This window comes from Zestomonas ipomoeae, assembly GCF_057128665.1.
Window position 1 is genome coordinate 156,878 of sequence record NZ_JBSKHQ010000004.1, and the last position, 26,670, is coordinate 183,547.

Here is a 26,670-nt window from a genome sequence, read left to right on the forward strand (position 1 = left end):
TCAAGGTGACCCCGTGAGTGATCGCACCGAAGCCGTGAAGGCCTATCTGCTCGACCTGCAAGACCGCATCTGTGCCGCCCTCGAAGCCGAGGACGGCGGTGGCCGTTTCTTCGAGGACAGCTGGCAGCGGCCGGCCGGCGGCGGCGGGCGCACGCGGGTGATCGAGAACGGCACGCTGATCGAAAAGGGCGGGGTGAACTTCTCCCACGTCTTCGGTGATGCCCTGCCCCCCTCGGCCAGCGCCCACCGCCCGGAACTGGCCGGGCGCGGTTTCGAGGCGCTCGGCGTGTCGCTGGTGATCCACCCGGAAAATCCCCATGTGCCCACCTCCCACGCCAACGTGCGCTTCTTCAGCGCCGAGAAGGAAGGCGAGGAGCCGGTCTGGTGGTTCGGCGGCGGCTTCGACCTGACCCCCTACTACGCGGTGGAGGAAGACTGCGTGCACTGGCACCGGGTCGCCCGCGAGGCCTGCGCGCCGTTCGGCGCCGAGGTCTATCCGAAGTTCAAGGCCTGGTGCGACCGCTACTTCCACCTCAAGCACCGGCACGAACCGCGCGGCATCGGCGGGCTGTTCTTCGACGACCTCAACGAGTGGGACTTCGATACCAGCTTCGCCTTCATGCGTGCTATCGGCGACGCCTATCTGGAGGCCTACCTGCCCATCGTGCAGCGCCGCAAGCTGGTGCCCTATGGCGAGCGTGAGCGCGAGTTTCAGGCTTATCGCCGCGGGCGCTACGTGGAATTCAACCTGGTATTCGACCGTGGCACCCTGTTCGGCCTGCAATCAGGCGGGCGTACCGAATCGATCCTGATGTCGCTGCCGCCGCACGTGCGCTGGGGCTACGACTGGAAGCCCGAGCCGGGCACGCCGGAGGCACGCCTGACCGAGTACTTCCTCACCGACCGCGACTGGCTCGGGGAGGCGTGAGATGATCGACCGCTATGCCGTGTTCGGCAATCCCATCGGCCACAGCAAGTCGCCGCTGATCCATCGCCTGTTCGCCCAACAGACCGGCCAGGACCTGAGCTACGAGGCTTTGCTCGCGCCGCTGGAAGACTTCCCCGGCTTCGCCCGCGCCTTCTTCACCGAGGGCAGGGGCGCCAATGTCACCGTGCCGTTCAAGGAAGAAGCCATCCGCCTGGCCGATAGCCTGACCGCCCGCGCCGAGCGTGCCGGCGCGGTGAACACCCTGAAGAAGCTCGATGACGGTCGCCTGCTTGGCGACAACACCGACGGTGCCGGGCTGGTGCGCGACCTGACGGTGAACCACGGGGTTGCGCTGGGCGGCAAGCGCATCCTGCTGCTCGGCGCCGGCGGCGCCGTGCGCGGGGTGCTGGAGCCGCTGCTGGCCGAGCGCCCGGCAGAGCTGGTCATCGCCAACCGCACGGTGGAAAAGGCCGAGGCCCTGGCGCGGGCCTTCGCCGACCTGGGACCGGTGGCCGCCAGCGGCTTCGACTGGATCGATGCGCCGGTGGACCTGATCGTCAACGGCACCTCGGCCAGCCTGGCCGGGGACGTGCCGCCGATTGCGCCGGGGCTGATCGCGCCGGGGCATACGGTGTGCTACGACATGATGTACGGCAAGGAGTCGACCGCCTTCAACGCCTGGGCCGCGCAGCATGGTGCGGCGCGCACCCTGGACGGACTGGGCATGCTCGCCGAGCAGGCCGCCGAGGCGTTCTACGTCTGGCGCGGGGTGCGCCCGGATACCGCACCGGTGCTGGCGGAACTCCGTCGCCTGCTGGGGTGAATGCCTGCGCCCTTCCGTCTAGCGTAGGTTGTGGTTGAGCGCAGCGAAGCCCAACGCAAGGCCGCTCGCCGCTGCATTGATCTATCAATCCTCGAAACGCACCGGGCAGTGCCCGGCGCCTTCCAGCTTGAGCACTTCCTCGATTACCTGCGGCCGGGCATGGCGCAGGTGCAGGCTGCGGTTCTGCGCCAGTAGCCGGCGCGCCTCCTGGTGCAGCATTTCCACCCCGGCGTAGTCGATGAAGTTGACGTGGCTGGCGTCGATGACCAGCCGGCGCCCCTGGCAGCGCTGCAGGCGTTGCTGCAGATAGGCGCAGGCGCCGAAAAAGATCGAGCCCTCTAGCCGCAGCACCTCGTCCTCGCCCTCGCGCCACTGCTGCACCCGCGGCCGCGAGGTGCGCTTGAGGTAGAAGAACAGCGAGGCCAGCACCCCGGCATAGATCGCCGTCTGCAGCTCCAGCAGCAGGGTGGCGGCGAAGGTCAGCGCCATCACCACGAACTCGGCGTGGCTGAGCCGCCACAGCGCCTTCACCGCCCGCAAGTCCAGCAATCCCCAGCAGATCAGCAGGATGCTCGCCGCCATCGCCGGCAGCGGGATATGGGCGATCAGCGCGGCGCCGAACAGGGCGAACAACGCTACCCACAGCGCCGAGAACACCCCGGCCAGCGGCGAGCGGGCACCGGCCTGCTGGTTCAGCGCCGAGCGGGTGAAGGAGCCGGCCGACAGGTAGGCGGAGAACCAGGGGCCGATCAGGTTGGAAAGGCCCTGGGCGCGCACCTCCTGGTCGACGTTGAGCATCTGCTGCGACTTGCTCGCCAGGGCGCGAGCGATGGACAGGCTGGTGACCAGGCCGAGCATGCCGAGAGCCACGGCGCTGGGCAGCAGCTGCAGCAGGTTCTGCAGGTTCAGCGGCAGCGGACTGAACGGCGGCAGGCTGCCGGCGAAGGCGCTTACCAGCGGCACCTCGGTGAAGACTCCTGGCAGGGCGAGCACCACCAGACTGGCGGCGACGATACCGAGCAGCAGCGCCGGCCAGCGCGGCAGCAGGCGGCGTATCAGCAGCGACACGCCGAGGGTGATTGAACCTACCAGCAGCGAGGGCCAGTGCACGTCGCCCAGGTGGCCGCCCAGTGCCAGCAGATCCTGTACGGCGGTGGGCTGGCTGGGCTGGTCGAAACCGAGCAGGTTGGGCATCTGCCCGACGGCGATCACCAAGGCCGCGCCATGGATGAATCCGAGCACCACCGAGGGCGAGACGAAGTTCGCCAGGGCGCCGAAACGCAGCATGCCCAGTAGCCATTGGAACAGCCCGGCGAGGAAGGTCAGCAGCAGCGCCAGGGCGATGAATTCGACGCTGCCCGGCGTGGCCAGTGGGCTGATGCTGGTGAACAGCACGATGGAGATCGCCGCGGTCGGCCCGCTGATCAGGTGCCAGGACGAGCCCCAGAGGCAGGCGACCATCACCGGCACGATGGCCGCGTAGAGCCCGTATTCGGCCGGCAGCCCGGCGATCAGCGCATAGGCGATGGACTGCGGCAGGGCGAGGATGGCGCCGCTGAGGCCGACCAGCAGGTCGTTACCCAGGTCCGCCCGCCGCAGTTGGGGTAGCCAGGCGAGGAAGGGGAACAGCTTGAGCCGCTTTCGGTGCATGGAAGCTCTCTAGCGCGATGCAGTGGAGTGAACGGTCCTGGATGAGACGATACCCGATTCATCCAGGATGGCCTTGGTATGGGGTGGACGTTCGAGCATGGCGAGGCGAGTCTCCGTGCAATTCCACTGGACCCCGGCCTTCGCCGGGGCGACGGGGTTAAGAGTGCGGTGGATGGTTGAGGGTTCGATTGGGCTGGTGGTCATGGACATTCTCCCGCAGCTCATCTCTCACGCGTCATACCGGCGCAGGCCGGTATCCATGGGTAGGCGCCGCCGGAGTGACGGTGAGCCTCCTGGGCCCCGGCCTTCGCCAGGGCGACGGGCTTGAGAGTGCGGTGGATGGTTGAGGGTGCGGATGGACTGATGGTCATAGGCACCTTCCGCAGCTCATCTTTTACACGTCATACCGGCGCAGGCCGGTATCCATGGGCCGGCAGCGCCAGAGGATCATGATCCTTCAGAGCCGCGCCTTGACCGCCACCAGCGCCTCGCCGCCGTCCAGGGTCTTCACGCCCTGCAGCCAGGGCTCCAGTACCTGTGGGTGGGCGGCGAGCCAGGCCTTCACCGCCTCGGCGGTGCTGCCCTTGTTTTGCTCCACCGCGGCCATGATGGCGTTCTCCATCTCCTGGCTGAAGCGCAGGTTGGTCAGCAGCCTGGCGACGTTCGGGCAGTCCTGCGCATAGCCCTTGCGGGTCAGGGTGTGCACGCTGCCGCTGGCGCCGAAGTAGGCTTCGCCGCCCTTCAGGTAGCGCATGTCGAAGCGCACGTTCATCGGGTGCGGGGTCCAGCCGAGGAAGACGATGAAGCGCTGGCGCTTCACCGCCCGCTCCACTTCCGAGAGCATCGCCGGCTCGCTGGATTCCACCAGCTTCCAGTCGCCCAGGCCGAATTCGTTCTTGTCGATGATCTGCTGGATCGACTGGTTGGCCGGCGCGCCGGAGCCGATGCCGTAGACCTTCTGCCTGAACTCGCCGGCGTGTTTTTGCAGATCGGCGAAATCCTTCACCCCCGCATCCCACACGTAGGCCGGCACCGCCAGGGTGAATTCGGTGCCCTCCAGGTTCTGCGCCAGCTGCACCACCTGGCCGGTGGCGACGAAGCTGTCGTAGTAGCTCTGCTGTGCCGGCATCCAGTTGCCGAGGAACACGTCCACCAGCCCGTCGCGCAGGCCGCCGAAGATGATCGGCACTGCCAGCGAATCGATCCGGGTCTGGTAGCCCATGCCTTCCAGCAGCAAGCTGGCGATGCCGTTGGTCACGGCGAGGTCGCTCCAGCCGGCGTCGGCCAGCTTCACCGTGCGGCATTGTTCCGGCTCGGCCTGGGCCGGCAGGGTGGCGGCCAGCAGCAGGCCGGCGAGCAAGGCGTTCAATCGGTTCATGCCATCTACCTCTGTTGTTGATGTGCGTGTTGGCTCAGGGCTGTGGAAAACGGGCACGGCGCTCCAGATCGTCGAGGTCGATATGGTTGCGCATGTACTGCTGGCTGGCATCGACCCAGGGCTGGTGATCCCAGCTCTGCAACCGGCCGATGCGCAGGGCCTCGGCCACCAGCCGTCGGCGGCGCTGGCTGGCGAGTACCTGCCGGTGGATGGCCGGCATGTCCCACTTGGCCCGCGCCTCGGCGAGGAAGGCGGTGAACAGCGCGTGGTGCTGCGGCGACTGGCTCAGCTCCTCCAGCTCCTGCGGGTCGTTGTGCAGATCGAACAGCAGGCAGGGGTCCTGTTCCGAATAGATGAACTTGTACGGTCCGCGGCGGATCATCATCAGCGGGCTCTGGGTGCCCTCGGCCATGTATTCGCCGAACACCTCATCGTGCCCGCCCTCGCCGCGCAGGTGCGGCAGCAGCGAGCGGCCGTCCAGCGGCAGGTTCGCCTGCACCGCGCCGCCGGCCAGCTCCACCAGGGTCGGCAGCAGGTCGGCGGTGGACACCGCCGCGCTCACCCGCCGCGCGCCGAAGCGACTCGGTGCGTGCACCAGCAACGGCACGCGCGCGGACATCTCGAACCAGTGCATCTTGTACCAGAGCCCGCGTTCGCCAAGCATGTCGCCGTGGTCGCCGGAGAAGACGATCAGGGTGTCCTGCGCCAGCCCGGTTTCCTCTAGGGTCGCCAGCAGCTTGCCGACGTTGGCGTCGATGTAGCTGCAGGCGCCGAAGTAGGCACGCCGTGCATCGCGGATCTTCTGCTCGGGCAGCGGCTTGTCCCACAGGTCGATGACCTTGAGCAGCCGCTGCGAGTGCGGGTCCTGCTGGTGCTGGTCGATCCGCACCCGCGGCAGCGGGATGTCCTCGTCGCGGTACAGGTCCCAGAACGGCCGGGTGATGGTGTAGGGGTCGTGGGGGTGGGTCATGGACACGGTCAGGCAGAACGGCTGGTCGTCGCCCCGGCGCACGTGGTCGTAGAGATACTGGCGGGCCTTGAACACTACCTCTTCGTCGAAGTCCAGCTGGTTGGTGCGCACGCAGGGACCGGCCTGCAGCACCGAGGACATGTTGTGGTACCAGCTCGGGCGCACGTCCGGCTCGTCCCAGTTCACCGCCCAGCCGTAGTCGGCCGGGTAGATGTCGCTGGTCAGCCGCTCCTCGTAGCCGTGCAGCTGGTCGGGGCCGCAGAAGTGCATCTTGCCGGACAGCGCGGTGCGATAGCCGAGGCGGCGCAGGTAGTGGGCGTAGGTCGGCACGTCGGCGGGGAAGTCGGCGGCGTTATCGTAGGCGCCGATCTTCGACGGCAGTTGGCCGCTGACCAGGGTGAAGCGCGACGGCGCGCACAACGGGCTGTTGCAGTAGGCGGCGTCGAACAGCACGCCCTCGCCGGCCAGGCGGCTCAGGTGCGGCAGCTTGATCGGCGAGTCGGCGGCGTACAGCGGCAGCAGCGGCGCGGCCATCTGGTCGGCCATGATGAACAGGATGTTGGGACGTGACATGCCGGTTAATCCATTCTGCGAGTTATGCGATAGTGCCTGGGCCGATGGTGCGACCCACGCCGATTCGCGTAAACCACAGCGCGGAACATGACTCGGATAAGCATGGATTATGGATAACGACGACGCGGAACTGCCCCTCGACCTGCTGCGGACCTTCGAGTCCGCCGCGCGCCAACTCAGCTTCACCGCCGCCGCCCAGGAGCTTGGCACCACCCAGCCGGCGGTCAGCCAGCAGATCAAGCGCCTGGAACGACGGCTGGCCACGCGGCTGTTCGACCGGGTCTACCGTGGCATCCAGCTCACCGAGGCCGGGGCGATCCTGCTGCGCCACGTGCAGGAGGGCCTGGCTGCCTTCGACGCCGGGCTCGCGGCGATACGCCAGCCGCAGCACGAGGTGTTGCAGGTGGCCACCGACTTCGCCTTCGCCGCCTACTGGCTGATGCCGCGCCTGCCGCGCTTCCACCAGGCCAACCCGGACATCGATGTCAGCCTGGTGACCGGCGAGCGCGACATGAGCGTGCTGCGCTCGGAGATCGACGTGGCTCTGGCCTTCGGCGACGGCCGCTTCAAGCACGGCGAGGCGCTGGCGCTGTTTCGCGAGGAGGTGTTCCCGGTGTGCAGCCCGCAGTTGCTCAAGGGGCGCGCCTGGCCGCTGGCCCCGGAGGCGTTGCTGGAACTGCCGCTACTGCACCTGAAGCCGGAAGTGCGCAGCCGCTGGTTCGACTGGAAGGGCCTGTTCGCCGCGCTCGACCTGCAGCAGGCGCCGGCGCCCGGCCTGCTGCGCTTCGACAACTACACCCTGCTGATCCAGGCGGCCATCGCCGGCCAGGGCGTGGCCATCGGCTGGCGCCACCTGGTGGACGATCTGCTGGAACAGGGCCTGCTGAGCCGGGTGATCGCCGGCAGCGTCAGCTCGCCGTACGGCTACTACGCAGTGTTGCCGGAACGTAAACGCCGCCAGCGGCTGGTGCAGCGCTTCGTCGACTGGTTGCGGGAGGAGACCGGCGGCATCGGCTGAGCCGCCGGAGGTTGAGCGGCCTGTTAGCGGCGCTCCCAGACTTCGAAGGCGTACGCCGGGGTCTCGCCGCCGGCCGGATGCTCGATGCTGGAGGCCAGGTGCCAGGCACTCTGGTCGAATTCGGGGAAGAAGGTATCGCCCTCTGGCTCGCTGGCGATGCGCGTCAGGTACAGGCGCTGGGCACGCTCCAGGCCCTGGGCGAACAGTTGCTCGCCGCCGATCAGCATCAGTTCCTCGGCATCTTCTTCGCGGGCCCACTGCTCGGCACGGTCCAGCGCGGCCTCCAGGCTGTGCTCGACTTCGGCGCCGTCGAGTTGCAGGTCCGGTTGGCGGCTGACCACCAGGTTGAGCCGGCCCGGCAACGGGCGGCCGATCGAGTCCCAGGTCTTGCGGCCCATGATCACCGGCTTGCCGAGGGTCATGGCCTTGAAGTGCTTGAGGTCCGCCGGCAGGTGCCAGGGCAGTTGGTTGTCGCGGCCGATCACGCGGTTCTGCGCGAGGGCGACGATCAGGGCGAGGGGAAGGTGGGTCTGGTTCATGGCGGCGAGCATAGCAGAGCTGGAAATGTGCATCAGCCGGCCTTTCTGGCGGTCGCTCCGGCGGCTGTCATGCAATTGCCACCGGGCGGCGGTCGAATCGTGCTGCCAGCGCAGTGCTGGACATTCCGACAACCGCATGGAGATGCCCCATGGCTCGCAAGACCACCGCAATCCTGCGTCATTGGCTGGCCGCCGCCGGCCTGCTGTTGCCGCTCGCTTCCTTCGCCGCACCGGACCCGGTGCAATCCGCCATCGACTGGGCGCGCCAGCAAGCGCCCGTCGCTTCCGGCCCGCGCACCGAGCAGGCGCCCATCGTCATCGGCCATCGTGGCGCCAGCGGCTACGTGCCGGAGCACACCCTGGCCTCCTATGCGATGGCGATCCTGCAGGGTGCCGACTACATCGAACCGGACCTGGTGATGACCAAGGATGGCCAACTGATCGCCCGCCACGACAACGAACTGGGGCTGACCACCGACGTCGCCAAGCGACCTGAATTCGCCGCGCGCAAGCGCAGCCAGACCGTGGATGGCGTGAGCATCGACGGCTGGTTCAGCGAGGACTTCACCCTCGCCGAGATCAAGACCCTGCGCGCCATCGAGCGCATTCCCCAGGTCCGCCCCGGCAACGCCCGCCTCGATGGCGCCTTCCAGGTGCCGACCCTGCAGGAAATCATCGACCTGGTGAAGTCCCTGCAGCTCAGCCAGCGACGCATCATCGGCCTGTATCCGGAGACCAAGCACCCGAGCCACTTCCAGAGCCTCGGCCTGGCCATGGAGAAGCCGCTGGTGCGCCTGCTGGCCCGCAACGGTTACGCCAGCCGCAGGTCGCCGGTGTTCATCCAGTCTTTCGAGGTGGATAACCTGCGCGAGCTGAACCGCCTGACCCCGCTGCGCCTGGTGCAACTGCTGTGGATCGATGGCCAGCCCTACGACCAGGTCGTGGCTGGCAGCAAGCTGACCTACCAGCGCATGGCCAGCGCCGAAGGGCTGCGCGCCATCGCCCGCTATGCGGACGGCATCGGCCCGGAAAAGAGCATGATCATTCCGCTCGACGCCAACGGCATGCTCGACCCGGCCAACGCCACGGACCTGGTGACGAACGCCCACGCCGCCGGCCTGGTGGTGCATCCGTATACCTTCCGCGCGGAAAACAACTTCCTGCCGCGCAACCTGCGCGAGGGCGACGACCCGCAGGCACGCGGCGACCTCGCCCAGGAGATCCGCTGGTTCCTCGACGCCGGCATCGACGGCCTGTTCAGCGACCAGCCGGATGTGGCGGCGCAGGTCCTGCACCCCTGAGCGAACACCCGACGCGCGCGGCAGCGGCGCGCGCCGGGCTTCGATTTAGCCGTGGCGCTCATCAGCGGTTATGCTCAAGGGCCTGATACCGACGAGACGCCGCGTGCCCCTCACCTCTCTCGACCGCCTCTGGCTGACCGAAGCCATGCGCCTGCGCGAAGAGCAGGCCGGCCCGCTGGAAGACAGCGAGGCCAACCGCCGCGCCCGGGCCGCCGGCGGCGACCTCGCCCAGCGCATCCAGGCCCGTGCCCTGCTGCTTGCCGAGCGCGACGGCCAGCTCGAGGCGCTGCGCCACTGGCACCAGGGCGCCCGCCTGGCGCTGCTCGGCTTTTTGCTGCTCGGCCTGTTCACCGGTTTCGGCCTGGCCCTGGCCGCTCTTGGCGACGGCCAGCGACCGGTCAACGTGTTCTGGGCCCTCGGCAGCCTGCTTGGCCTCAATCTGCTGACCTTGCTCGGCTGGGCCCTGGGCTTTCTGCTGGCCGGCGACAGCGGCGGCGCCCTCGGCCGCCTGTGGTTGTGGCTCAGCGCCAAGCTGGCCCGCGATGCCCAGGCCGTGCACCTGGCGCCGGCGCTGCTGGTGCTGCTGCAACGCCAGCGGCTGGCGCGCTGGGGGCTCGGCCTGCTGATCCACGGTTTCTGGCTGTTGACCCTGGGCAGCGCCCTGCTCGGTCTGCTGGCGCTGTTCGCTGCCCGCCGCTATGGCTTCGTCTGGGAAACCACCATTCTCGGCAGCGACAGCTTCGTTGCCTTTACCCAGGCCCTGGGCGCCCTGCCGGCGCTGCTCGGCTTTCCGCAGCCAGACATTGCGCTGATCCGCGCCAGCGCCCAGCCGCTGGACCTGGACGCCGCGCGCCAGGCCTGGGCCGGCTGGCTGCTCGGTGCGCTGCTGGTCTACGGCCTGCTGCCGCGCCTGCTGCTGGCGTCGTTGTGCCTGTGGCGCTGGCGCCGCGGCCGGGCGCGCCTGACGCTGGACCTCGAGCTGCCCGCCTATCAATTGCTGCGCGAACGTCTGCAACCGGGCAGCCAGCGCCTCGGCGTCAGCGATCAGGCGCCGGCGCTGCTCGACCAGCCCCAGGGCGGCGTGCACCTCGGCACCAGCACCGGGGCGCTGCTGGTGGCTATCGAACTGGACCCCAGTCGCCCCTGGCCGCCGGCGTTGCCCAAGGGGATCAGCGACGCTGGCGTGCTGGATAGCCGCGAGCAGCGCCGGCATCTGCTCGACCAGCTCAGCCGCTTTCCGCCGGCGCGCCTGCTGGTAGCCTGCGACCCGCGCCGCTCACCGGATCGCGGCACCCTCGCCCTGCTCGGCGAGCTGTCCCGCTCGGCGACGCAAACCCGCGTCTGGCTGCTGCAGGCGCCGCCCGGCGAAGCGCTGGACAGCGAGCGTCTGGCCGACTGGCGCGACGCCCTCGACCGCCTCGGCCTGCGCCACGGCTGCGCCGCCCCGCTGGCCTGGCTGGAGACGGGACATGATTGAGTACTTCACCCGTAGGTTGGCGTTGAGCGCAGCGAAGCCCAACAGGAATGTGCAGCCCTGTAGGGTGGATGATGCCTTTTTCATCCACCGTTACGGCGGGTGGAGGGCTGAAGCGCCATCCACCCTACGAAGCCCCGGAGGCCGGATGCGATACGGGGTGACCTTGCCGAGACCGGCACTATGAGCAAACCGCTAAGGCTCGCCGTGGTCGGCCATACCAACGTCGGCAAGACCTCGCTGCTGCGCACCCTGACCCGCGATGCGGGCTTCGGCGAGGTCAGCCACCGGCCGAGCACCACCCGCCACGTCGAGGGCGCGCGGCTGTCGGTGGACGGCGAGGCGCTGCTGGAGTTGTACGACACACCTGGCCTGGAAGATGCCATCGCCCTGCTCGACTACCTGGAGCGGCTGGATCGCCCCGGCGAGCGGCTCGACGGGCCGGCGCGCATTGCCCGCTTCCTCGACGGCAGCGAGGCGCGCCAGCGCTTCGAGCAGGAGGCCAAGGTGTTGCGCCAACTGCTCGCCTCGGACGCCGGCCTTTACGTGATCGATGCCCGCGAGCCGGTGCTGGCCAAGTACCGCGACGAGCTGACGGTGCTGGCAATGTGCGGCAAGCCGCTGTTGCCGGTGCTCAACTTCGTCGCCGGCAGCAGCCCGCGCGAACAGGACTGGCGCGAGGCCCTGGCCCGCCTCGGCCTGCATGCGCTGGTGCGTTTCGACACGGTGGCGCCGCCGCTGGATGGCGAGCGCCGGCTGTATGAAAGCCTGGCGCTGCTGCTGGAGAAATCCCGCGCGTCGTTGCAGCGGCTGATCGACGACCACGAGGCCCAGGCCCGGGCGCGAATGCAGGCCGGCACCCGCCTGGTCGCCGAGCTGCTCGTCGACGCCGCCGCCTGCCGGCGCAGCGTGGCCGCCCAGGCGGTGATCGAACAGGGCGCGATCCGCGAGCTGCACCAGGCGGTGCGTCAGCGCGAGCAACACTGCGTCGAAGCCCTGCTGCGGCTGTATGCGTTCCGCCGCGAGGACGCCCAGCCCGGCGAGCTGCCGCTACTGGACGGCCGCTGGGGCGACGACCTGTTCAACCCGGAAACCCTCAAGCAGCTCGGCGGTCGGCTGGGCGGCGGCATGGCCGCGGGTGCGGCGGCGGGCGCGGGGGTCGATCTGCTGGTCGGCGGCCTCACCCTCGGCGCCGCTGCGCTGCTCGGTGCGCTGGCCGGCGGCGGTGCGCAGGCTGCCCGCCACTACGGTCGGCGCCTGCTCGGCAAGCTCACGGGCCAGCGCGAACTGACCGTCGACGATGCCGTGCTGCGCCTGCTCGCCTTGCGCCAGCGGCAGTTGTTGCAGGCCCTCGCCGCCCGCGGCCACGCTGCGCAACAGGCGATTCGTCTCGACCTGCCGCAGGACCAGGGCTGGCGCGACGGCCCGTTGCCCGAACCGCTGCACAAGGCCCGCGCCCACCCGGAGTGGTCCAACCTCAACCCCGACGCGGAGCCGCAGCAGATCGAACGCCAGGCGGCGGTGGCGCAGCTGGCCGCCCTGTTGCCCACCGAATCGTCGTGACCGCAGGCTTGCTTTGACGGGGCCAAGCCGTGACCATTCGATAATTTTGCCGCCCCCGCAGGATGATCATGAGTAGCGCCGAACTCCCTCACGCGACCGTGCCGGAACATGCCGCCGCAGCGCTTTACCTCCTTGCCCTGCAATTTCCTGGCGAAACCAAGTCGGCATTGCTCAAGCAACTGATTCGCCTGAACGCGCGCACCCAGGCAGGCAAGGCGTTCGATCACGCTGCGCTGACGACCTTGCTCGCGGACTTGCAGCGACAGGGTTGGATCGAGCACGCCAAGCCCGCCGACGGCCAGCCCATCTGCCTGAAGACCGAGCGACGCTGGCTGCTGCTGGAGCTCCTGCTGCATTCGCCCGACGGCCAGGCCTGGCGCCAGGTCCTGCTGGATCAGGCCTGGCATCGCGACAGCTGGCAGCCGCCGACCCAGGCGCAACTGCAGCAGGAGTTCTGGTTGCACTTGCTCGACGATGACCTGGAAGCCCTGGATGAGTCGCTGGCCATGCTCAGCCACGGCGTCCCCCTGGAGCGACTGGTCGGCGTGCACCCGCTGCGACAACTGCTGACCGAGCCCGCCGGGCGGCGGTTGTTCGCCGGTCGCCCGGCGCCGATCCGGCGTCTGTTGCTGGGGGACTATCTCGAGCTGGGTAACCTGCTGCTGTCGCCGAGTCTGGATGCCTATGCCCTGGGCTTGCAGGAGTTCGACCAGCGCGCAGCGGCGGACGATCTGGCGTTGCAACTGCTGCTGCAGGCCCTGTGGCGGGGCGACTGGGCCAATCTGGAGCGGCTCGGCCTGCATGGCCTGGAGCTTATGGCGGAGGTGTCCCGGCTGCTGCTGCGTGGCCAGGTGAATGAGATGCTGACCGTGCTGCGGGCCTGGCTGGCGGAAATCCGCAAGCACAGCAAAAAGCGCAAGATCGACCTGCCGCCGGTGCTCAATGCCTTCCACTGCCTGGCACTGCTCAGCGAAGGCGACCCCCGGCAGCACACGCAACTCAAGCAAACCATCGCCCTCGGCCTCAAGGAAGGCTATGGTCATTCCTATGTATTCCTCCAACCATTGTTCGAGCAGATTCAGGGCGGTACCCCACGTCACCCCGCCAGGCTGCCCGACCGGCTGACTGGCCTGGACGGCCTGATGCTCGCGCTGGCCGCCTACTGGCTGGATCTGCCGGCGGCGCGCGAGGCGGGCTGGCAACACAGCCTGCAACGCTGCCGCGAGCAACTTGCCGCCGACGGCTATGCCTGGCTGGCGGCGGAGTTCGACGCCCTGCTGGCGGTGCAGTTCGGCGACGAGCGGCAACTCGCCGAGGTGCATCGGGACGCCGGCCTGCAACCGCTGGTCAACCTCTACCAGCGCCAGGAAGCCTGGCAGCACGCGCTCCTCGCCCTCAGCCAGCTCAAGCCCGGCCGGGCTGCGGAGAGCGCGCCCAAGGCCTCGCGGCTGGTCTGGACGATCCAACTCTCGCCCTACCAGAAGCGCATCGAGGCGCGCGAGCAGAAGCTCGGCGCCAAGGGCCAGTGGAGCAAGGGAAGGCCGGTAGCGCTCAAGCGCCTGCTGGAAGAAGGCGAGCAGCTGGACTTTCTCAGCGACCAGGACCACCAGGTCATCCGCCTAATCCAGACGAGCATTCCCTACTATGGCCACAGCTACTACGAGCTGCCGGCCGAGCTGGCGCTGCCCAAGCTGGTCGGCCACCCGGCGTTGTACTGGCACGACGCCCCGGATGTGCGCATCGACCTGGTGGCCGGCCAGCCCAGCCTGCGCTTGCAGGAAAGCGGCGGGCAGATTCTCCTGCGGTTGCTGCCCGAGGGCATCGCCGACCAGGGCGAGATGCTGCTGGAGAAGGAGACGCCGACCCGCCTGCGCGTCTACCCGATCAGCCGCGAGCTGCTGAAGATCGCCGAGATCGTCGGCGACGGGCTGAGCGTGCCGCAGTCGGCCAAGGCGCAGCTGGTCGAGGCCATCGGCGCGATCGCCCCGCTGCTGCCGATCGAATCGGACATTCCCGAGCTGGCCGGGCACCTGCACAGCGAACCCGCCGATGCCACCCTCTACGCACACCTGCTGCCGTTGCAGGCCGGCTTGCGCCTGCAACTGCTGGTGCGACCGCTGGCCGAGGGCGGCTGGTTCCGCCCTGGCCAGGGTGCCGAACAACTGCTCGGCGAGCGAGACGGCAAGGCCATGCAGGTGCGCCGCGACCTGGCCGGCGAACGCCAGGCGCTGCAACAGGTACTGAACGCCTGCCCCGGCCTGGCGCGGGCCGACAGCGACGGTCAGGAATGGCAACTGGAACAGGCCGAAGACGCCCTGCAGGTGCTCGGCGAGTTGCAAGCGCTGGACGGCGCGTTGCTGCAATGCGTCTGGCCGGAAGGCGAGCGCATGCGCATCAAGGCCCGCCCCGACCTGCGCCAGCTCAGGCTGGGCCTGAAGCAGCAGGGCGACTGGTTCCACCTGCAGGGTGAAATTGAGCTGGACGACGGTCGGGTGCTGCAACTGCGCCAACTGCTGGAACTGCTGCGCGCCAGTCCGGGGCGCTTCCTCAAGCTCGACGAGCGCGACTGGCTGGCCCTCGGCGACAGCCTGCGCAAGCGCCTCGACGAACTGGCCCACCTCGCCGAGCGGGTCGGCGACCAGGGCCTGCGCCTCAGCCCGCTGACCGCCCCGCTGCTCGCCGACCTGGCCGAAGAAGTCGGCGCGTTCCAGGCTGACGCCCACTGGCAGGCGCATCTGCAGCGGCTCGAATCCCTGCGCGACTACCGGCCGCAGGTTCCCGGCACCCTGCAGGCGGAACTGCGCGACTACCAGCGCGAAGGCTTCGCCTGGCTGGCGCGCCTGGCCCATTGGGGCGTCGGCGCCTGCCTGGCCGACGACATGGGCCTGGGCAAGACCGTGCAGACCCTCGCCCTGCTGCTGCAGCGCACCGCCGCTGGGCCGCAGTTGGTGGTGGCGCCGACCTCGGTGTGCCCCAACTGGCAGAGCGAATGCCTGCGCTTCGCCCCCAGCCTGCGCCTGCGCAACTATCAGCAGCAGCGCAGCCTGGAAAACCTCGGGCCGGGCGAGCTGGTCATCGTCAGCTATGGCCTGTTGCAGCAGGACAGCGCCGCCTTCGCCGCCCAGCACTGGGCCAGCGTGGTGCTGGACGAGGCCCAGGCGATCAAGAACGCCCAGACCAAGCGCTCCCAGGCGGTCATGGGGCTGCAGGCCGAGTTCCGCCTGATCGCCACCGGCACGCCGCTGGAAAACCACCTGGGCGAGCTGTGGAACCTGTTCCGCTTCATCAACCCCGGCCTGCTCGGCAGCCAGGAAAGCTTCTCCGCCCGCTTCGCCACGCCCATCGAGCAGGGCGACCCCGGTGCGCGCCGGGCTCTCAAGGCGTTGATCCAGCCGTTCATCCTGCGCCGGCTGAAGAGCCAGGTGCTCGACGAGCTGCCGGCGCGCACCGAGATCACCTACAAGGTGCCGCTTTCCGACGAGGAAGCGCATCAATACGAGGCGCTGCGCCAACAGGCGGTGGACACCATCAACCGGCTCGATCCGGAGGCCGGCAAGCCGCTGCAGGTCCTGGCGGAGATCACCCGCCTGCGCCGCTTCTGCTGCCATCCCTCGCTGGCCGTGCCCGGCTCGCCGCTGCTCGGCAGCAAACTGCAGGCCTTCAGCGAGATCGTCGAAGAACTCCTGGAGAACCGCCACAAGGCCCTGGTCTTCAGCCAGTTCGTCGACCACCTGCAGATCGTGCGCGGCTGGCTCGATCGCCAGGGCATCGCCTACCAGTACCTCGATGGCGCCACCCCGGCGAAGGACCGTCAGGCTCGGGTCGAAGCCTTCCAGGCCGGCGTCGGCGACGTCTTCCTGATCAGCCTCAAGGCCGGCGGCAGCGGCCTCAACCTGACCGCCGCCGACTACGTCATCCACCTCGACCCCTGGTGGAACCCGGCGGTGGAGGACCAGGCCAGCGACCGCGCCCACCGCATGGGCCAGCAGCGCCCGGTGACCATCTACCGGTTGGTTACCGAGAACACCATCGAGGAGCAGATCGTCGCCCTGCATGCGCGCAAGCGCGACCTCGCCGACAGCCTGCTGGAGGGCGGCGAACTGAGCGCCAGGCTGGATGCCGACGCACTGCTGCAACTGCTGCGGGGCGAAGCGGGCTGAGCCGGCCGCCGCGCGCCGTGTGGGGTCAGCTCACCCCCATGTAGCGCCCGGCACGGTGATTGATCGCCAGCACCAGGTTCAGCGCCACCGCGCCGAGCACCGACAATGCCACCCGATCCAACGGCACGACGAACAGCGCCGCCAGCACGATCACCGCATCGATGCCCATCTGCAGCTTGCCGGCGCGCAGGCCGAAGCGCTCCTGCAGGTACAGCACCAGGATGTTCACCCCGCCCAGGCTGGCGCGGTGGCGGAACAGGATGAGCAGGCCCAGGCCCATGGCGAAGCCGCCGAACAACGCGGCATACACCGCATTCAGCTCGGCGAAGGCGACCCAGCGCGGCGTCAGCTCGGCGAACAGCGCCAGCAGGCTCACCGCGCACAGCGTGCGCAGGGTGAAGCGCCAGCCCATGCGCCACAGGCCGAGGGCGTAGAACGGCAGGTTGATCAGGAAGAACACCAGGCCGAACGGCCAGCCGGCCAGGTACTTGAGCAGGAAGGCCAGGCCCACGGTGCCACCGGTGAGCAGCCCGGCATGGGCGTAGAAAGCGATGCCGAGGGCGACCATGGCAGTACCCATCAGCAGCGCCAGGGCATCCTCCCACAAGGGGTGGCGGACCAGCAGGGCGGACAAGGCATCGCCGGGCGGGCGTTCGGAGTGGGGTGCGGACATCGGAAAACCCTTGGATGATCGAAGCCGCCATGGTCGCGGCGAACCCGGCGCGGCGCATTGGCGGAGGTCAAGAAAGCCGTTGTCAGGGCGCGCCGAGATAGCGCTCGGTCAACTCGCGCCAGTCGCGGCTGCCGGTGACGCGCAGGATCGCTTGGCCGAGCGGTTCGCGGTAGGGACTGCCGTTGGCCACGGCGAAGGCATAGGACTGGTTGTCGAACGAGCCGGGCAGGATGCGCAAACCACCGTCGTCCAGCTCGCCGTTGCGGTACTGCAGGATCGGCAGGTCGTAGACCACCGCGTCGGACTCGCCCTGCTGAACGGCGCGCATGGCGCTGAGCAGGTCCGGGTAGGCGCTGTTGCGGATGCGCTGGCGCTCCAGGTAACGGGCGCTGACGGTGCCCTCGACGGTGGCCACGTGGGCGCGACGCAGGTCGTCGGCGCCCTGGATGCCCCCTTGCAGGTTGCCGACGGTCAGCGCACTGGCCACCGCGGCGGTGAAGGTGGACACCATGATCAGGCCGGCGAACATCCACACCAGGCCGATCAACCGTCCGCCGAGGGTGACCGGCGCCTTGTCGCCGTAACCGACGGTGGTCATGGTCACCGCCGCCCACCAGAAACTCGACCCCAGCCCCTGCACCGGGGTGCCGCCGAACTGCGACTGATTGCGATGCCGTTCGAACAGCCAGAGCAGCCCGCCGACCACCAGCATCAGCGCCGCCAGGCCCAGCACCAGGCTGAGGAACTGCCAGGACAGCAGACCCTTGAGCGCGCTCCAGCCGCTGCCGCCACCCGGCGGCACGGCGATGGCCAGGCCGGTGCGATAGAACGGATGGGTGAAGTCGACGCGCTCCTCGCGCTCGGCGGTCATGGTCAGGGCACCGACCACCACGTCCAGTTCGCCGGCCTCGAGGCCCGGCAGCAGGCGCTCGAAGGGCAGCGGCTGGAACTCGTAGCGGTAGCCGACCTGCTCGGCGACGTCCTTCCACAGATCGATGCTGATGCCGCTCCAATCGCCGTTGCCGTCGCGAATCACGAAGGGTGGTACCTCGGTGATGCCGACCCGCAGGGTCGGTGACGCGGGTGTTGCGGCCAGGGCGGGCCCAACCAACAGCGACAACAGCAGAATCAGTAGAAACCTCGGCACCGGACCATTCTCCTTGGGGAAAACCTGCAGGGTAGCAAAGCCGTGTCCGCGCAGGCCCGCTGGAAGCCTTGGGCTTGATGCGGGTCAACACCCGCCTGGGGTGCGCCGGGCACACTGGCGGCGTCATTCAGCAGGAAGCTCCCATGTCCTCCTCCCAACACCGCCCCTCTCGCCTGTTCATTTTGCCGCTGGTCCTGGGCTTGCTCGCCGCCGGCGTATTCGGCTATTGGAAGTCCCTCAGCGGGCGCCTGCCCGAGGGCCTGGCGATGGGCAACGGCCGCCTGGAAGCCACCGAAGTGCAGATCGCCAGCAAATACCCCGGCCGCCTGGCCGAAGTGCGGGTGCAGGAAGGCGACCAGGTGGAGAAAGGCCAATTGCTCGCCCGCCTGGACACCCGCACCCAGGAAGCGCAGCGCGCCCAGGCCGAGGCCGAAGTGCGCCGTGCCGAGGAAAACCTGGTCGCCAGCCAGGCCAACGTGCAGTTGCGCAAGAGTGAGCTGCGCCTGGCCGAACAGGAGCTGGCGCGCTTTCGCGAACTGTTCCAGCGCGGCCACACCAGCCGCCAGCAGCTCGACCAGCAGCAGGCCCGCCACGACACCGCCATCGCCGCCCTGGAAGCGGCTCGCGCCCAGGTGTCCGCCGCCCGCGCGGCCATCGGTTCGGCCCAGGCGCTGGTCGCCCAGCTGAGCAGCGAGATCGATGACGCCAGCCTGCGCGCGCCGCTCGCCGGCAGGGTGCAACTGCGCCTGGCCGAACCCGGCGAAGTGCTCGGTGCCGGTGGCCGCGTGCTGCTGCTGATCGACCCCGGCGACCAGTACATGAACCTCTACCTGCCCGCCACCGTCGCTGGCCGCCTGACCGTCGGCGACGAGGCGCGGGTAGTGCTCGATGCCCTGCCCGAGCGGCCGCTGCCGGCGACGATCGCCTATGTGGCGTTCAAGGCGCAGTTCACGCCCAAGGAAGTGGAAACCCGCGACGAGCGGCAGAAGCTGGTATTTCGCGTCAAGCTGCGCCTGACCGATCCGGCCGCCGTGCCGCAGGCCAAGCCGGGCATGCCGGGCGCCGGCTACGTGCGCAGCGCAGAGATCGACTGGCCGGCCAATCTGCAATGAGCGAATGGGCGATCCGCGCCGCCGGCCTCGGCCACGGCTATGGCCGCCAACGAGCGCTGGATGGAATCGGCTTCACGCTGCCGGTCGGTGCGCGCTGCGCGCTGATCGGCCCGGACGGCGCCGGCAAGTCCAGCCTGCTGGGGCTGATCGCCGGGGTGAAGGTGCTGCAGCAGGGCAGTCTGGAGGTACTCGGCGGGCCCATCGACCGACGCCGCCACCGTGCCAGCCTGTACCCGCGCATCGCCTTCATGCCCCAGGGCCTGGGCCACAATTTGTACCCCGAGCTTTCCATTGCCGAAAACATTCGCTTCTTCGCCACCCTGTTCGGCCTGTCCCGCGGCGAACGCGAGCGGCGCATGGCCAGCCTGCTGGCGGCCACCGACCTGACGCGCTTCGCCGAGCGCCCGGCCGGCAAGCTCTCCGGCGGCATGAAGCAGAAGCTCGGGCTGTGCTGCGCGCTGATCCACGAGCCGGACCTGCTGATCCTCGACGAACCGACCACCGGGGTCGACCCGCTGTCGCGCCGACGCTTCTGGGAGCTGGTCGAGCAGGTACGCGGCGAGCGCCCGCAGCTGACCCTGCTGGTGGCCACCGCCTACATGGAGGAGGCGGAGCAATTCGACACCTGCCTGATGCTCGACGGCGGCCGCCTGCTCGCCAGTGGGCCCACCGCCGAGCTGGCGGCGGTCACCGCCAGCGGCCGGCTGGACGATGCCTTCACCCACTTCCAGGGCGCCGCCGCGCAGCGCCAGGCGTTGCTGATCCCGCCGCTGCCGGTGCAGGCCGGCGAGGTGGCCATCGAGGCGGACAATCTCAGCCTGCGCTTCGGCGACTTCACCGCGGTGGACCGGGTCAGCTTCGCCATCCGCCGCGGCGAGATCTTCGGCTTCCTCGGTTCCAACGGCTGCGGCAAGACCACCACCATGAAGGTGCTCACCGGCCTGCTGCCGGCCAGCGAAGGCAGCGCTCGGCTGCTCGGTCGGCCGGTGGACGCTAGCGGTCTGGCGACGCGCAAGCGGGTCGGCTTCATGTCGCAGAGTTTTTCCCTCTACGGCGAGCTGAGCGTGCGGCAGAACCTGGAGCTGCACGCACGGCTGTTCGATCTGCCGGCGGCCGAAGGGCGGACGCGCAGCCAGGCGCTGATCGAACGCTTCGGCCTCGCCGATCACGCCGGCGAAGCGGCCGGCGAGCTGCCGCTGGGCTTGCGCCAGCGCCTGTCGCTGGCGGTGGCGGTGATCCACCGGCCGGAGGTGCTGATCCTTGACGAACCCACCTCCGGCGTCGACCCGGCGGCCCGCGACGACTTCTGGCGGCTGCTGGTGGAGCTGTCGCGCGAGCAGGGCGTGACCATCTTCCTCTCCACCCACTTCATGAACGAGGCCGAGCGCTGCGACCGCATCTCGCTGATGCATGTCGGGCGGGTGCTGGCCTGCGATACCCCGGCGGCGCTGCAGGCGCGGTTCGCCGGGCAGACCCTGGAAGAAGCCTTCGTGCGTTGCCTGGAGCAGGCCCAGGGCGAGGCGCCGGCGGCGCCACCGGCACCATCGGCAGAGAGCGCTGGCCCGCCCGCGCGGGTACGTTCCGGGTTCAGCCTGCACCGCCTGCGCGCGCTGGCCGGGCGGGAAACCAAGGAGCTGCTGCGCGACCGCGTGCGCCTGGCCTTCGCCCTGTTCGGCGCGTTGTTCATGATGGTGATCTTCGGCTACGGCATATCCCTGGACGTCGAGCACATCGCCTTCGCCGCCCTTGACCAGGACCAGTCGCCGCAGAGCCGCGCCTACCTGGAGGCATTTCGCAGCTCGCGCTATTTCGAGGAGCATGCGCCGATCCGCGATGCCGGCCAGTTGCACCGGCGCCTGCAGCGCTCGGAACTGAAGCTGGCGCTGGAGATCCCGCCGGGCTTCGGCCGCGACCTGCTCGCCGGGCGCCGGCCCGAGGTGGCCGCCTGGCTCGACGGCGGCATGCCATTCCGCGCCGAAACCACGCGCAACTACGTGGAAGCCGTGCACCAGGAGAACCTCGCCCGCCTCGCCGCGGAAAGCAGCCCGGCGTTGCCGGCTCCGGCCGCCGCACGGCTGGAAACGCGCTTTCGCTACAACCAGGATGTGGTCAGCGTGAACGCCATCGGTCCGGGGGTGATGGCGCTGATCCTCGCCTTCATCCCGGCAATGCTCACCGCCCTCGGCGTGGTGCGGGAGAAGGAGCTTGGCTCGATCGCCAATTTCTACGCCACGCCGCTGACTCGCCTGGAATTCCTGCTCGGCAAGCAACTGCCCTACCTGGCCATCAGCCTGCTCAACCTGGCCCTGCTGGTGGCCCTCAACCGCCTGCTGTTCGGCGTGCCGTTCAAGGGCAGCGGCCTGACCCTGGCGCTCGGTGGTCTGCTCTATGTGCTCGCCACCACCAGCCTCGGCCTGCTGATCTCCGCCTTCACCCGCACGCAGATCGCCGCCATCCTCGGCGCGGTGATCCTCACCACCCTGCCGACCATCCAGTTCTCCGGGTTGATCGTGCCGCGCTCGTCGCTGGATGGCGGCGCCGCGCTGATGGGGCACCTGTTCCCGGCCGGGCACTTCCTCGATATCGCCGTCGGCACCTTCACCAAGGCGCTCGACCTGCGCGCGCTGTGGCCGCAGTGCCTGGCGCTGCTCGGCTTCTTCCTCGCCGCCACCGCGCTCAGCGTGCTGCTGCTGAAGAAGCAGGAGGTCTAGCATGGCGAAGCTTGCGCATATCTTCCGCCTCGGCCTCAAGGAGCTGACCAGCCTGAGCCACGACAGCGTGCTGTTGCTGTTCCTGCTCTACGCCTTCAGCGTGGCGGTCTACATGCCGGCCACCGGTTCGGTGATCGGCGTGCACCACGCCAGCGTCGCCATCGTTGACGAGGACCACAGCCACCTGTCCCGGCGCCTTGCCGAAGCGCTGCAGCCGCCGGAATTCCAGACGCCGATGCTGCTGCCCTACGACCAGCTGGGCGCGGCCATGGACAGCGGTCGCTTCACCTTCGTCATCGACGTGCCGGCCAACTTCCAGGCCGACTTGCTGGCCGGCCGCCAGCCGGCGCTGCAGGTCAACGTCGACGCCACGGCGATGAGCCAGGCGTTCATGGGCGCGCGATACCTGGGTCAGGTATTCCAGGGGGAACTGCTCGACTACGCCAGGCGAGACGTTGCCGGCCAGGCGCCGCTGACGCTCACCAGCCGCGCGCTGTTCAACGCCAACCTGCAGGGCGGCTGGTTCCTCGCGCTGTTGCAGATCGTCAACCACATCACCATTCTCGCCATCCTGCTCACCGGTACCGCAATCCTGCGCGAACGCGAACACGGCACCCTCGACCACCTGCTGGTGCTGCCGCTGACGGCGCTGGAAATCATGCTGGCGAAAATCTGGAGCAACGCCCTGGTGGTCGTGCTGTGCACCTGGCTGTCGCTGGAGTTTATCGTCAAGGGCGCGCTGGGCGTGCCGCTGGCCGGCTCGCTGGCGTTCTTCCTGGCGGTGACCGCGCTGTACCTGTTCGCCAGCACCGCCCTGGGCATCTTCCTCGCCACCCTGGCGCGCTCGATCCCGCAGTTCGGCCTGCTGACCATACCGGTGGTGATCCCCATGCTATTGCTCTCCGGCGGCAGCACGCCGCTGGAAAGCATGCCGCCGTGGTTGCAACAGGTGATGCAACTGTCGCCCTCCACCCACTACCTCAGCCTGAGCACCTCGATCCTGTTCCGCGACGCCGGCCCGGACGTGATCTGGCCCGACCTCACTGCGCTGGCGGCCATCGGCGCGGTGTTCTTCGTGCTGGCGGCGGCTCGGTTTCGCAGGAGCCTGGCGGCCTAGACTGCCACCGGCGCAGCGATATGCGGATGCGCTTCGTAGTTGAGTAACTGGAAGTCGTCGAAGCGGAAGGCGAACAGGTCCTTCACCGCCGGGTTGAGCTTCATGGTCGGCAGCGGCAGCGGTTCGCGGGTGAGTTGCAGGTCGGTCTGCTCGATGTGGTTGGCGTAGAGGTGGCAGTCGCCGCCGGTCCAGATGAACTCGCCTGGCTCCAGGTCGCAGACTTGCGCCACCATCAGGGTCAGCAGCGCGTAGCTGGCGATGTTGAAGGGCACGCCGAGGAAGATGTCCGCCGAGCGCTGGTACAGCTGGCAGGACAGCCGGCCCTCGGCGACGTAGAACTGGAACAGCGCGTGGCACGGCGGCAGGGCCATCTGCTCGACCAGCGCCGGGTTCCAGGCGGAGACGATCAGCCGGCGCGAGTCCGGGTTGCTCTTGATCATCTCGATCAGCTTGGCGATCTGGTCGATCGACTCGCCGTTCGGTGCCGGCCAGCTGCGCCACTGATAGCCGTAAACCGGGCCGAGGTCGCCGTTCTCGTCGGCCCATTCGTCCCAGATGCTGACGCCGTTTTCCTTCAGGTAGCGGATGTTGGTGTCGCCGGCGAGGAACCACAGCAGCTCGTGGATGATGGACTTCAGGTGGCACTTCTTGGTGGTCACCAGCGGAAAGCCCTCGGCCAGGTCGAAGCGCATCTGGTAGCCGAACACGCTGTAGGTGCCGGTGCCGGTACGGTCGCTCTTGAAGGTGCCGTGCTCGCGCACGTGGCGCATCAGGTCGAGGTACTGTTTCATCGGCGAGGGCTCGGGAACGGGAGAGGCCGGCAATGGTAAGAGGCCATCGCCGGGGGTTCAAGGCGGGCGCGACGGGGTGCCCGGTGTGTGGCTTGTAGGGGCGAATTCATTCGCCAGACGCGGACCGTAAGGCGAATGAATTCGCCCCTATATCTTGCGTCGATAGGCCCAGACCATCAGCCCGGCGCCGCCGAGGATCATCGGCAGGCACAGCACCTGGCCCATGGTCAGCCAGCCGAAGGCCAGGTAGCCGAGCTGGGCGTCCGGCACGCGGACGAATTCGACGATGAAGCGGAAGATGCCGTAGCAGAGCGCGAACAGCCCGGACACCGCCATGGTCGGCCGCGGCTTGCGCGAGTAGAACCAGAGGATGGCGAACAGCGCCACGCCCTCCAGGGCGAACTGGTACAGCTGCGAGGGGTGGCGCGGCAGCTGCGCCGGGTCGGTGGGAAAGATCATCGCCCAGGGCAGGTCGGTGGCCTTGCCCCACAGCTCGGCATTGATGAAGTTGCCGATGCGCCCGGCGCCGAGGCCGATCGGTACCAGCGGGGCGATAAAGTCCATCAGCTGGAAGAAGCTCTTGTCGTTGCGCCGGCCGAACCACCAGGTGGCCAGCATCACCCCGAGCAGGCCTCCATGGAAGGACATGCCGCCTTCCCATACGCGGAGAATCTTCAGCGGTTCGTGCAGGTAGGCCTGCAGGTCGTAGAACAGCACATAGCCGATACGCCCGCCGAGGATCACGCCCATGGCCACCCAGAACACCAGGTCGGAGAGCTTCTCCTTGCTCCAGCTCGGGTCGAAGCGGTGCAGCCGACGCGAGGCCAGCAGCCAGGCGCCGCCGATGCCGATCAGGTACATCAGGCCATACCAGTGGATTTTCAGCGGACCGAGGGTTACGGCCACCGGATCGATCTGCGGATAGGGCAGCATCGACGGGTCTCCTCACAGCAAGAAATTGATACCCACCGCGAAGAGCAGCAGGGCGAACAGGCGCTTGAGCACACGCGGCGACAGCTTGTGCGCCAGGCGCGCGCCGAAGCGGGCGAAGAACATGCTGGTGGCAGCGATGCCGACCATCGCCGGCAGGTAGACGAAGCCCAGGCTCCACTGCGGCAGGTGCTTGTCATGCCAGCCGATGACCATGAAGCTCAGCGCGCTGGCGATGGCGATCGGCAGGCCACAGGCGGCCGAGGTGGCGACTGCCTGCTGCATCGGCACGCTGCGCCAGGTGAGGAACGGCACGGTCAGCGAGCCGCCGCCGATGCCGAAGATCGCCGAGGCCCAACCGACCACGGAGCCTGCTAATGTCAATCCAATCTTGCCGGGCACTTCGCGGCTGGCGCGGGGTCTGAGGTCCAGCGCCATCTGCACGGCAATGAAAATGGCGAACACGCCGATGATCTTTTGCAACATCGGACCCTGGATGGTCGACGCGGTCTTCGCGCCAAGCCCGGCACCCAGCAGTATGCCGAGGGTCATCCAGGCGAAGATGGGCCAGCGCACCGCACCTTTGCGGTGATGCTCGAGAACGGAGTTGATCGAGGTGAAGACGATGGTAGCCAGCGACGTGCCGACCGCCAGATGGGTGAGCACAGCCGCATCGAAACCCTGGGCTGTAAAACTGAAGACCAACACTGGCACTATGATGAGGCCGCCGCCGACGCCGAATAGCCCGGCCAGGACTCCGGCCACTGCGCCTAGCGCCAGATAGAGCAGAAATTCCATCGAAACCCCCGATTGCGAAGCGGCATGGTAGCTGACCCGCGCGACGGGCGCAGCTTCGAGCTGCAAGCGAACGTAAGGGCGCCGATGGCCGATTGGCTTTCGCCGGAGCAACGCACTCCGGGCCGAAGGCTGAAACCTTTGTGTTTCCGTGGAGGGATCTACGCATGTGTCTGATCGTATTCGCTTGGCGTCCCGGCCATTCCCAGCCCCTGGTGCTGGCGGCCAACCGTGACGAGTTCTACGACCGCCCGAGCCTGCCGTTGGCGGCCTGGGAAGACGAGCCGGGCGTTTATGCCGGGCGTGATTTGCAGGCCGGCGGTACCTGGCTGGGGTTCGGAGCGAACGGTCGCTTCGCCGCCCTGACCAATATCCGCGATCCGCGCCAGCCGCCCTTCGGTCGCTCGCGAGGCGAATTGCCGCTGCTGTTCCTGCGCGGAAAACAATCGCTGAAGGACTACATGGCCGCCGTCGCGGCGCGGGCCGAGGAGTATTCCGGTTTCAACCTGCTGGCCGGCGATAGCCAGGAGTTCTGGCACCTCAACCCGCGTAGCGGCCCGCCGCGTGCGCTGGAGCCGGGGCTCTACGGCCTGTCGAACGACGACCTGGACACGCCTTGGCCGAAAGTGGAAAAGGGCAAGGCCCTGCTCGAGCAATGCCTGCCCCAGCCGCAACTCGGCGATCTGATCGAGCTGCTGCATAACGGCGAACAGGCTCCCGACGCGATCCTTCCCGACACCGGCATCGGCCTGGATGCCGAGCGCATGCTCTCCAGCATCTTCATCGCCACCCGCACCTACGGCACCCGCGCCAGCACCGCGCTGATCATGCATGCGGACGGACGGCGCGATATCCTCGAGCGCAGTTATGGCCCCTTCGGCGAGCAGACGAGCGATGTCTCGATCACCTTGCCGGGACGTCGGGTGGATATGCTGGAAACGCGCCGGCTGGAGCGCGAAGGCATGCGCGGCTAGCCCCGAGAGCCCTGCCGGGCGCGTGCCCGGCAGGGCGGTTCGC

Annotated in this window: 20 protein-coding genes; 11 read left to right on the forward strand and 9 right to left on the reverse strand. The window is 68.5% G+C overall.

Annotated features, from left to right (window positions below; all coding sequences use genetic code 11):
• The first annotated feature begins 13 nt into the window (after positions 1-13).
• On the forward strand, positions 14-928 hold the full coding sequence (gene hemF, locus ACWKV7_RS07800; RefSeq protein ID WP_483857095.1) for an oxygen-dependent coproporphyrinogen oxidase: 915 nt from the start codon (positions 14-16) through the stop codon (positions 926-928).
• Positions 929-932: 4 nt separating this feature from the next.
• Complete coding sequence (gene aroE / locus ACWKV7_RS07805; RefSeq protein ID WP_483857134.1) at positions 933-1,751, forward strand: shikimate dehydrogenase; 819 nt, start codon at positions 933-935, stop codon at positions 1,749-1,751.
• A gap of 84 nt (positions 1,752-1,835) precedes the next feature.
• Here the strand turns inward: aroE and ACWKV7_RS07810 are convergent, their stop codons facing one another.
• From ACWKV7_RS07810 to betC, 3 genes are all read right to left on the reverse strand, one after another.
• Positions 1,836-3,401 carry a SulP family inorganic anion transporter gene (locus tag ACWKV7_RS07810; RefSeq protein ID WP_483857096.1) on the reverse strand — a complete coding sequence of 522 codons (1,566 nt, stop codon included), beginning with the start codon at positions 3,399-3,401 and terminating at the stop codon, positions 1,836-1,838.
• A gap of 457 nt (positions 3,402-3,858) precedes the next feature.
• Positions 3,859-4,779: a choline ABC transporter substrate-binding protein gene (choX, locus tag ACWKV7_RS07815; protein ID WP_483857097.1), complete on the reverse strand. Its 921-nt coding sequence runs from the start codon at positions 4,777-4,779 to the stop codon at positions 3,859-3,861.
• 34 nt (positions 4,780-4,813) lie between these two features.
• On the reverse strand, positions 4,814-6,322 hold the full coding sequence (gene betC, locus ACWKV7_RS07820; protein WP_483857098.1) for a choline-sulfatase: 1,509 nt from the start codon (positions 6,320-6,322) through the stop codon (positions 4,814-4,816).
• A 109-nt stretch (positions 6,323-6,431) separates the two neighbouring features.
• On the opposite strand from betC, the gene ACWKV7_RS07825 reads away from it, so the two are divergent.
• A complete protein-coding gene (locus ACWKV7_RS07825; protein ID WP_483857099.1) occupies positions 6,432-7,340 on the forward strand; it encodes a choline sulfate utilization transcriptional regulator in 909 nt (302 codons plus the stop codon).
• A 23-nt stretch (positions 7,341-7,363) separates the two neighbouring features.
• Here ACWKV7_RS07825 and ACWKV7_RS07830 read toward each other — a convergent pair whose 3' ends face one another.
• Positions 7,364-7,891: a dihydrofolate reductase gene (locus ACWKV7_RS07830; RefSeq protein WP_483857135.1), complete on the reverse strand. Its 528-nt coding sequence runs from the start codon at positions 7,889-7,891 to the stop codon at positions 7,364-7,366.
• A 137-nt stretch (positions 7,892-8,028) separates the two neighbouring features.
• Between ACWKV7_RS07830 and ACWKV7_RS07835 the strand changes: the two genes are divergently transcribed.
• The 4 genes from ACWKV7_RS07835 (at position 8,029) to ACWKV7_RS07850 (ending at position 16,377) form a co-directional block, all read left to right on the forward strand.
• A complete protein-coding gene (locus tag ACWKV7_RS07835) occupies positions 8,029-9,180 on the forward strand; it encodes a glycerophosphodiester phosphodiesterase (protein WP_483857100.1) in 1,152 nt (383 codons plus the stop codon).
• Between the two features lie 70 nt (positions 9,181-9,250).
• Positions 9,251-10,657 carry a DUF2868 domain-containing protein gene (locus ACWKV7_RS07840; protein ID WP_483857101.1) on the forward strand — a complete coding sequence of 469 codons (1,407 nt, stop codon included), beginning with the start codon at positions 9,251-9,253 and terminating at the stop codon, positions 10,655-10,657.
• Positions 10,658-10,837: 180 nt separating this feature from the next.
• On the forward strand, positions 10,838-12,217 hold the full coding sequence (locus tag ACWKV7_RS07845) for a DUF3482 domain-containing protein (RefSeq protein WP_483857102.1): 1,380 nt from the start codon (positions 10,838-10,840) through the stop codon (positions 12,215-12,217).
• Positions 12,218-12,285: 68 nt separating this feature from the next.
• Positions 12,286-16,377, forward strand: a complete 4,092-nt coding sequence (locus ACWKV7_RS07850) for a DEAD/DEAH box helicase (RefSeq protein ID WP_483857103.1) — start codon at positions 12,286-12,288, stop codon at positions 16,375-16,377.
• 25 nt (positions 16,378-16,402) lie between these two features.
• Here the strand turns inward: ACWKV7_RS07850 and ACWKV7_RS07855 are convergent, their stop codons facing one another.
• Together ACWKV7_RS07855 and ACWKV7_RS07860 are read right to left on the reverse strand one after the other, a co-directional pair.
• Complete coding sequence (locus ACWKV7_RS07855) at positions 16,403-17,050, reverse strand: YitT family protein (RefSeq protein WP_483857104.1); 648 nt, start codon at positions 17,048-17,050, stop codon at positions 16,403-16,405.
• 82 nt (positions 17,051-17,132) lie between these two features.
• Entirely contained in the window at positions 17,133-18,197 is a 1,065-nt protein-coding gene (locus ACWKV7_RS07860; RefSeq protein ID WP_483857105.1) for a transporter substrate-binding domain-containing protein, read from the reverse strand.
• Between the two features lie 143 nt (positions 18,198-18,340).
• Here ACWKV7_RS07860 and ACWKV7_RS07865 point away from each other — a divergent pair, with 143 nt between their 5' ends.
• The 3 genes from ACWKV7_RS07865 to ACWKV7_RS07875 are packed head-to-tail and all read left to right on the forward strand — an operon-like array spanning position 18,341 to position 23,137.
• On the forward strand, positions 18,341-19,309 hold the full coding sequence (locus tag ACWKV7_RS07865) for an HlyD family secretion protein (RefSeq protein ID WP_483857106.1): 969 nt from the start codon (positions 18,341-18,343) through the stop codon (positions 19,307-19,309).
• Positions 19,306-22,020: a ribosome-associated ATPase/putative transporter RbbA gene (rbbA, locus tag ACWKV7_RS07870; protein ID WP_483857107.1), complete on the forward strand. Its 2,715-nt coding sequence runs from the start codon at positions 19,306-19,308 to the stop codon at positions 22,018-22,020. Before ACWKV7_RS07865 ends, rbbA begins: the two co-directional genes overlap by 4 nt.
• Before the next feature lies 1 nt (position 22,021).
• A complete protein-coding gene (locus ACWKV7_RS07875; RefSeq protein WP_483857108.1) occupies positions 22,022-23,137 on the forward strand; it encodes an ABC transporter permease in 1,116 nt (371 codons plus the stop codon).
• Here ACWKV7_RS07875 and ACWKV7_RS07880 read toward each other — a convergent pair.
• The 3 genes from ACWKV7_RS07880 to ACWKV7_RS07890 form a co-directional block, all read right to left on the reverse strand.
• Complete coding sequence (locus tag ACWKV7_RS07880) at positions 23,134-23,928, reverse strand: thymidylate synthase (RefSeq protein ID WP_483857109.1); 795 nt, start codon at positions 23,926-23,928, stop codon at positions 23,134-23,136. The two genes, ACWKV7_RS07875 and ACWKV7_RS07880, sit on opposite strands and share 4 nt — an antisense overlap.
• Positions 23,929-24,075: 147 nt before the next feature.
• A complete protein-coding gene (gene lgt / locus ACWKV7_RS07885) occupies positions 24,076-24,861 on the reverse strand; it encodes a prolipoprotein diacylglyceryl transferase (protein WP_483857110.1) in 786 nt (261 codons plus the stop codon).
• Positions 24,862-24,873: 12 nt separating this feature from the next.
• On the reverse strand, positions 24,874-25,656 hold the full coding sequence (locus ACWKV7_RS07890; RefSeq protein ID WP_483857111.1) for a sulfite exporter TauE/SafE family protein: 783 nt from the start codon (positions 25,654-25,656) through the stop codon (positions 24,874-24,876).
• 164 nt (positions 25,657-25,820) lie between these two features.
• Between ACWKV7_RS07890 and ACWKV7_RS07895 the strand changes: the two genes are divergently transcribed.
• Positions 25,821-26,627 (forward strand): NRDE family protein, encoded by an 807-nt coding sequence (locus ACWKV7_RS07895; RefSeq protein ID WP_483857112.1) that lies wholly within the window; start codon positions 25,821-25,823, stop codon positions 26,625-26,627.
• Positions 26,628-26,670 lie beyond the last annotated feature (43 nt).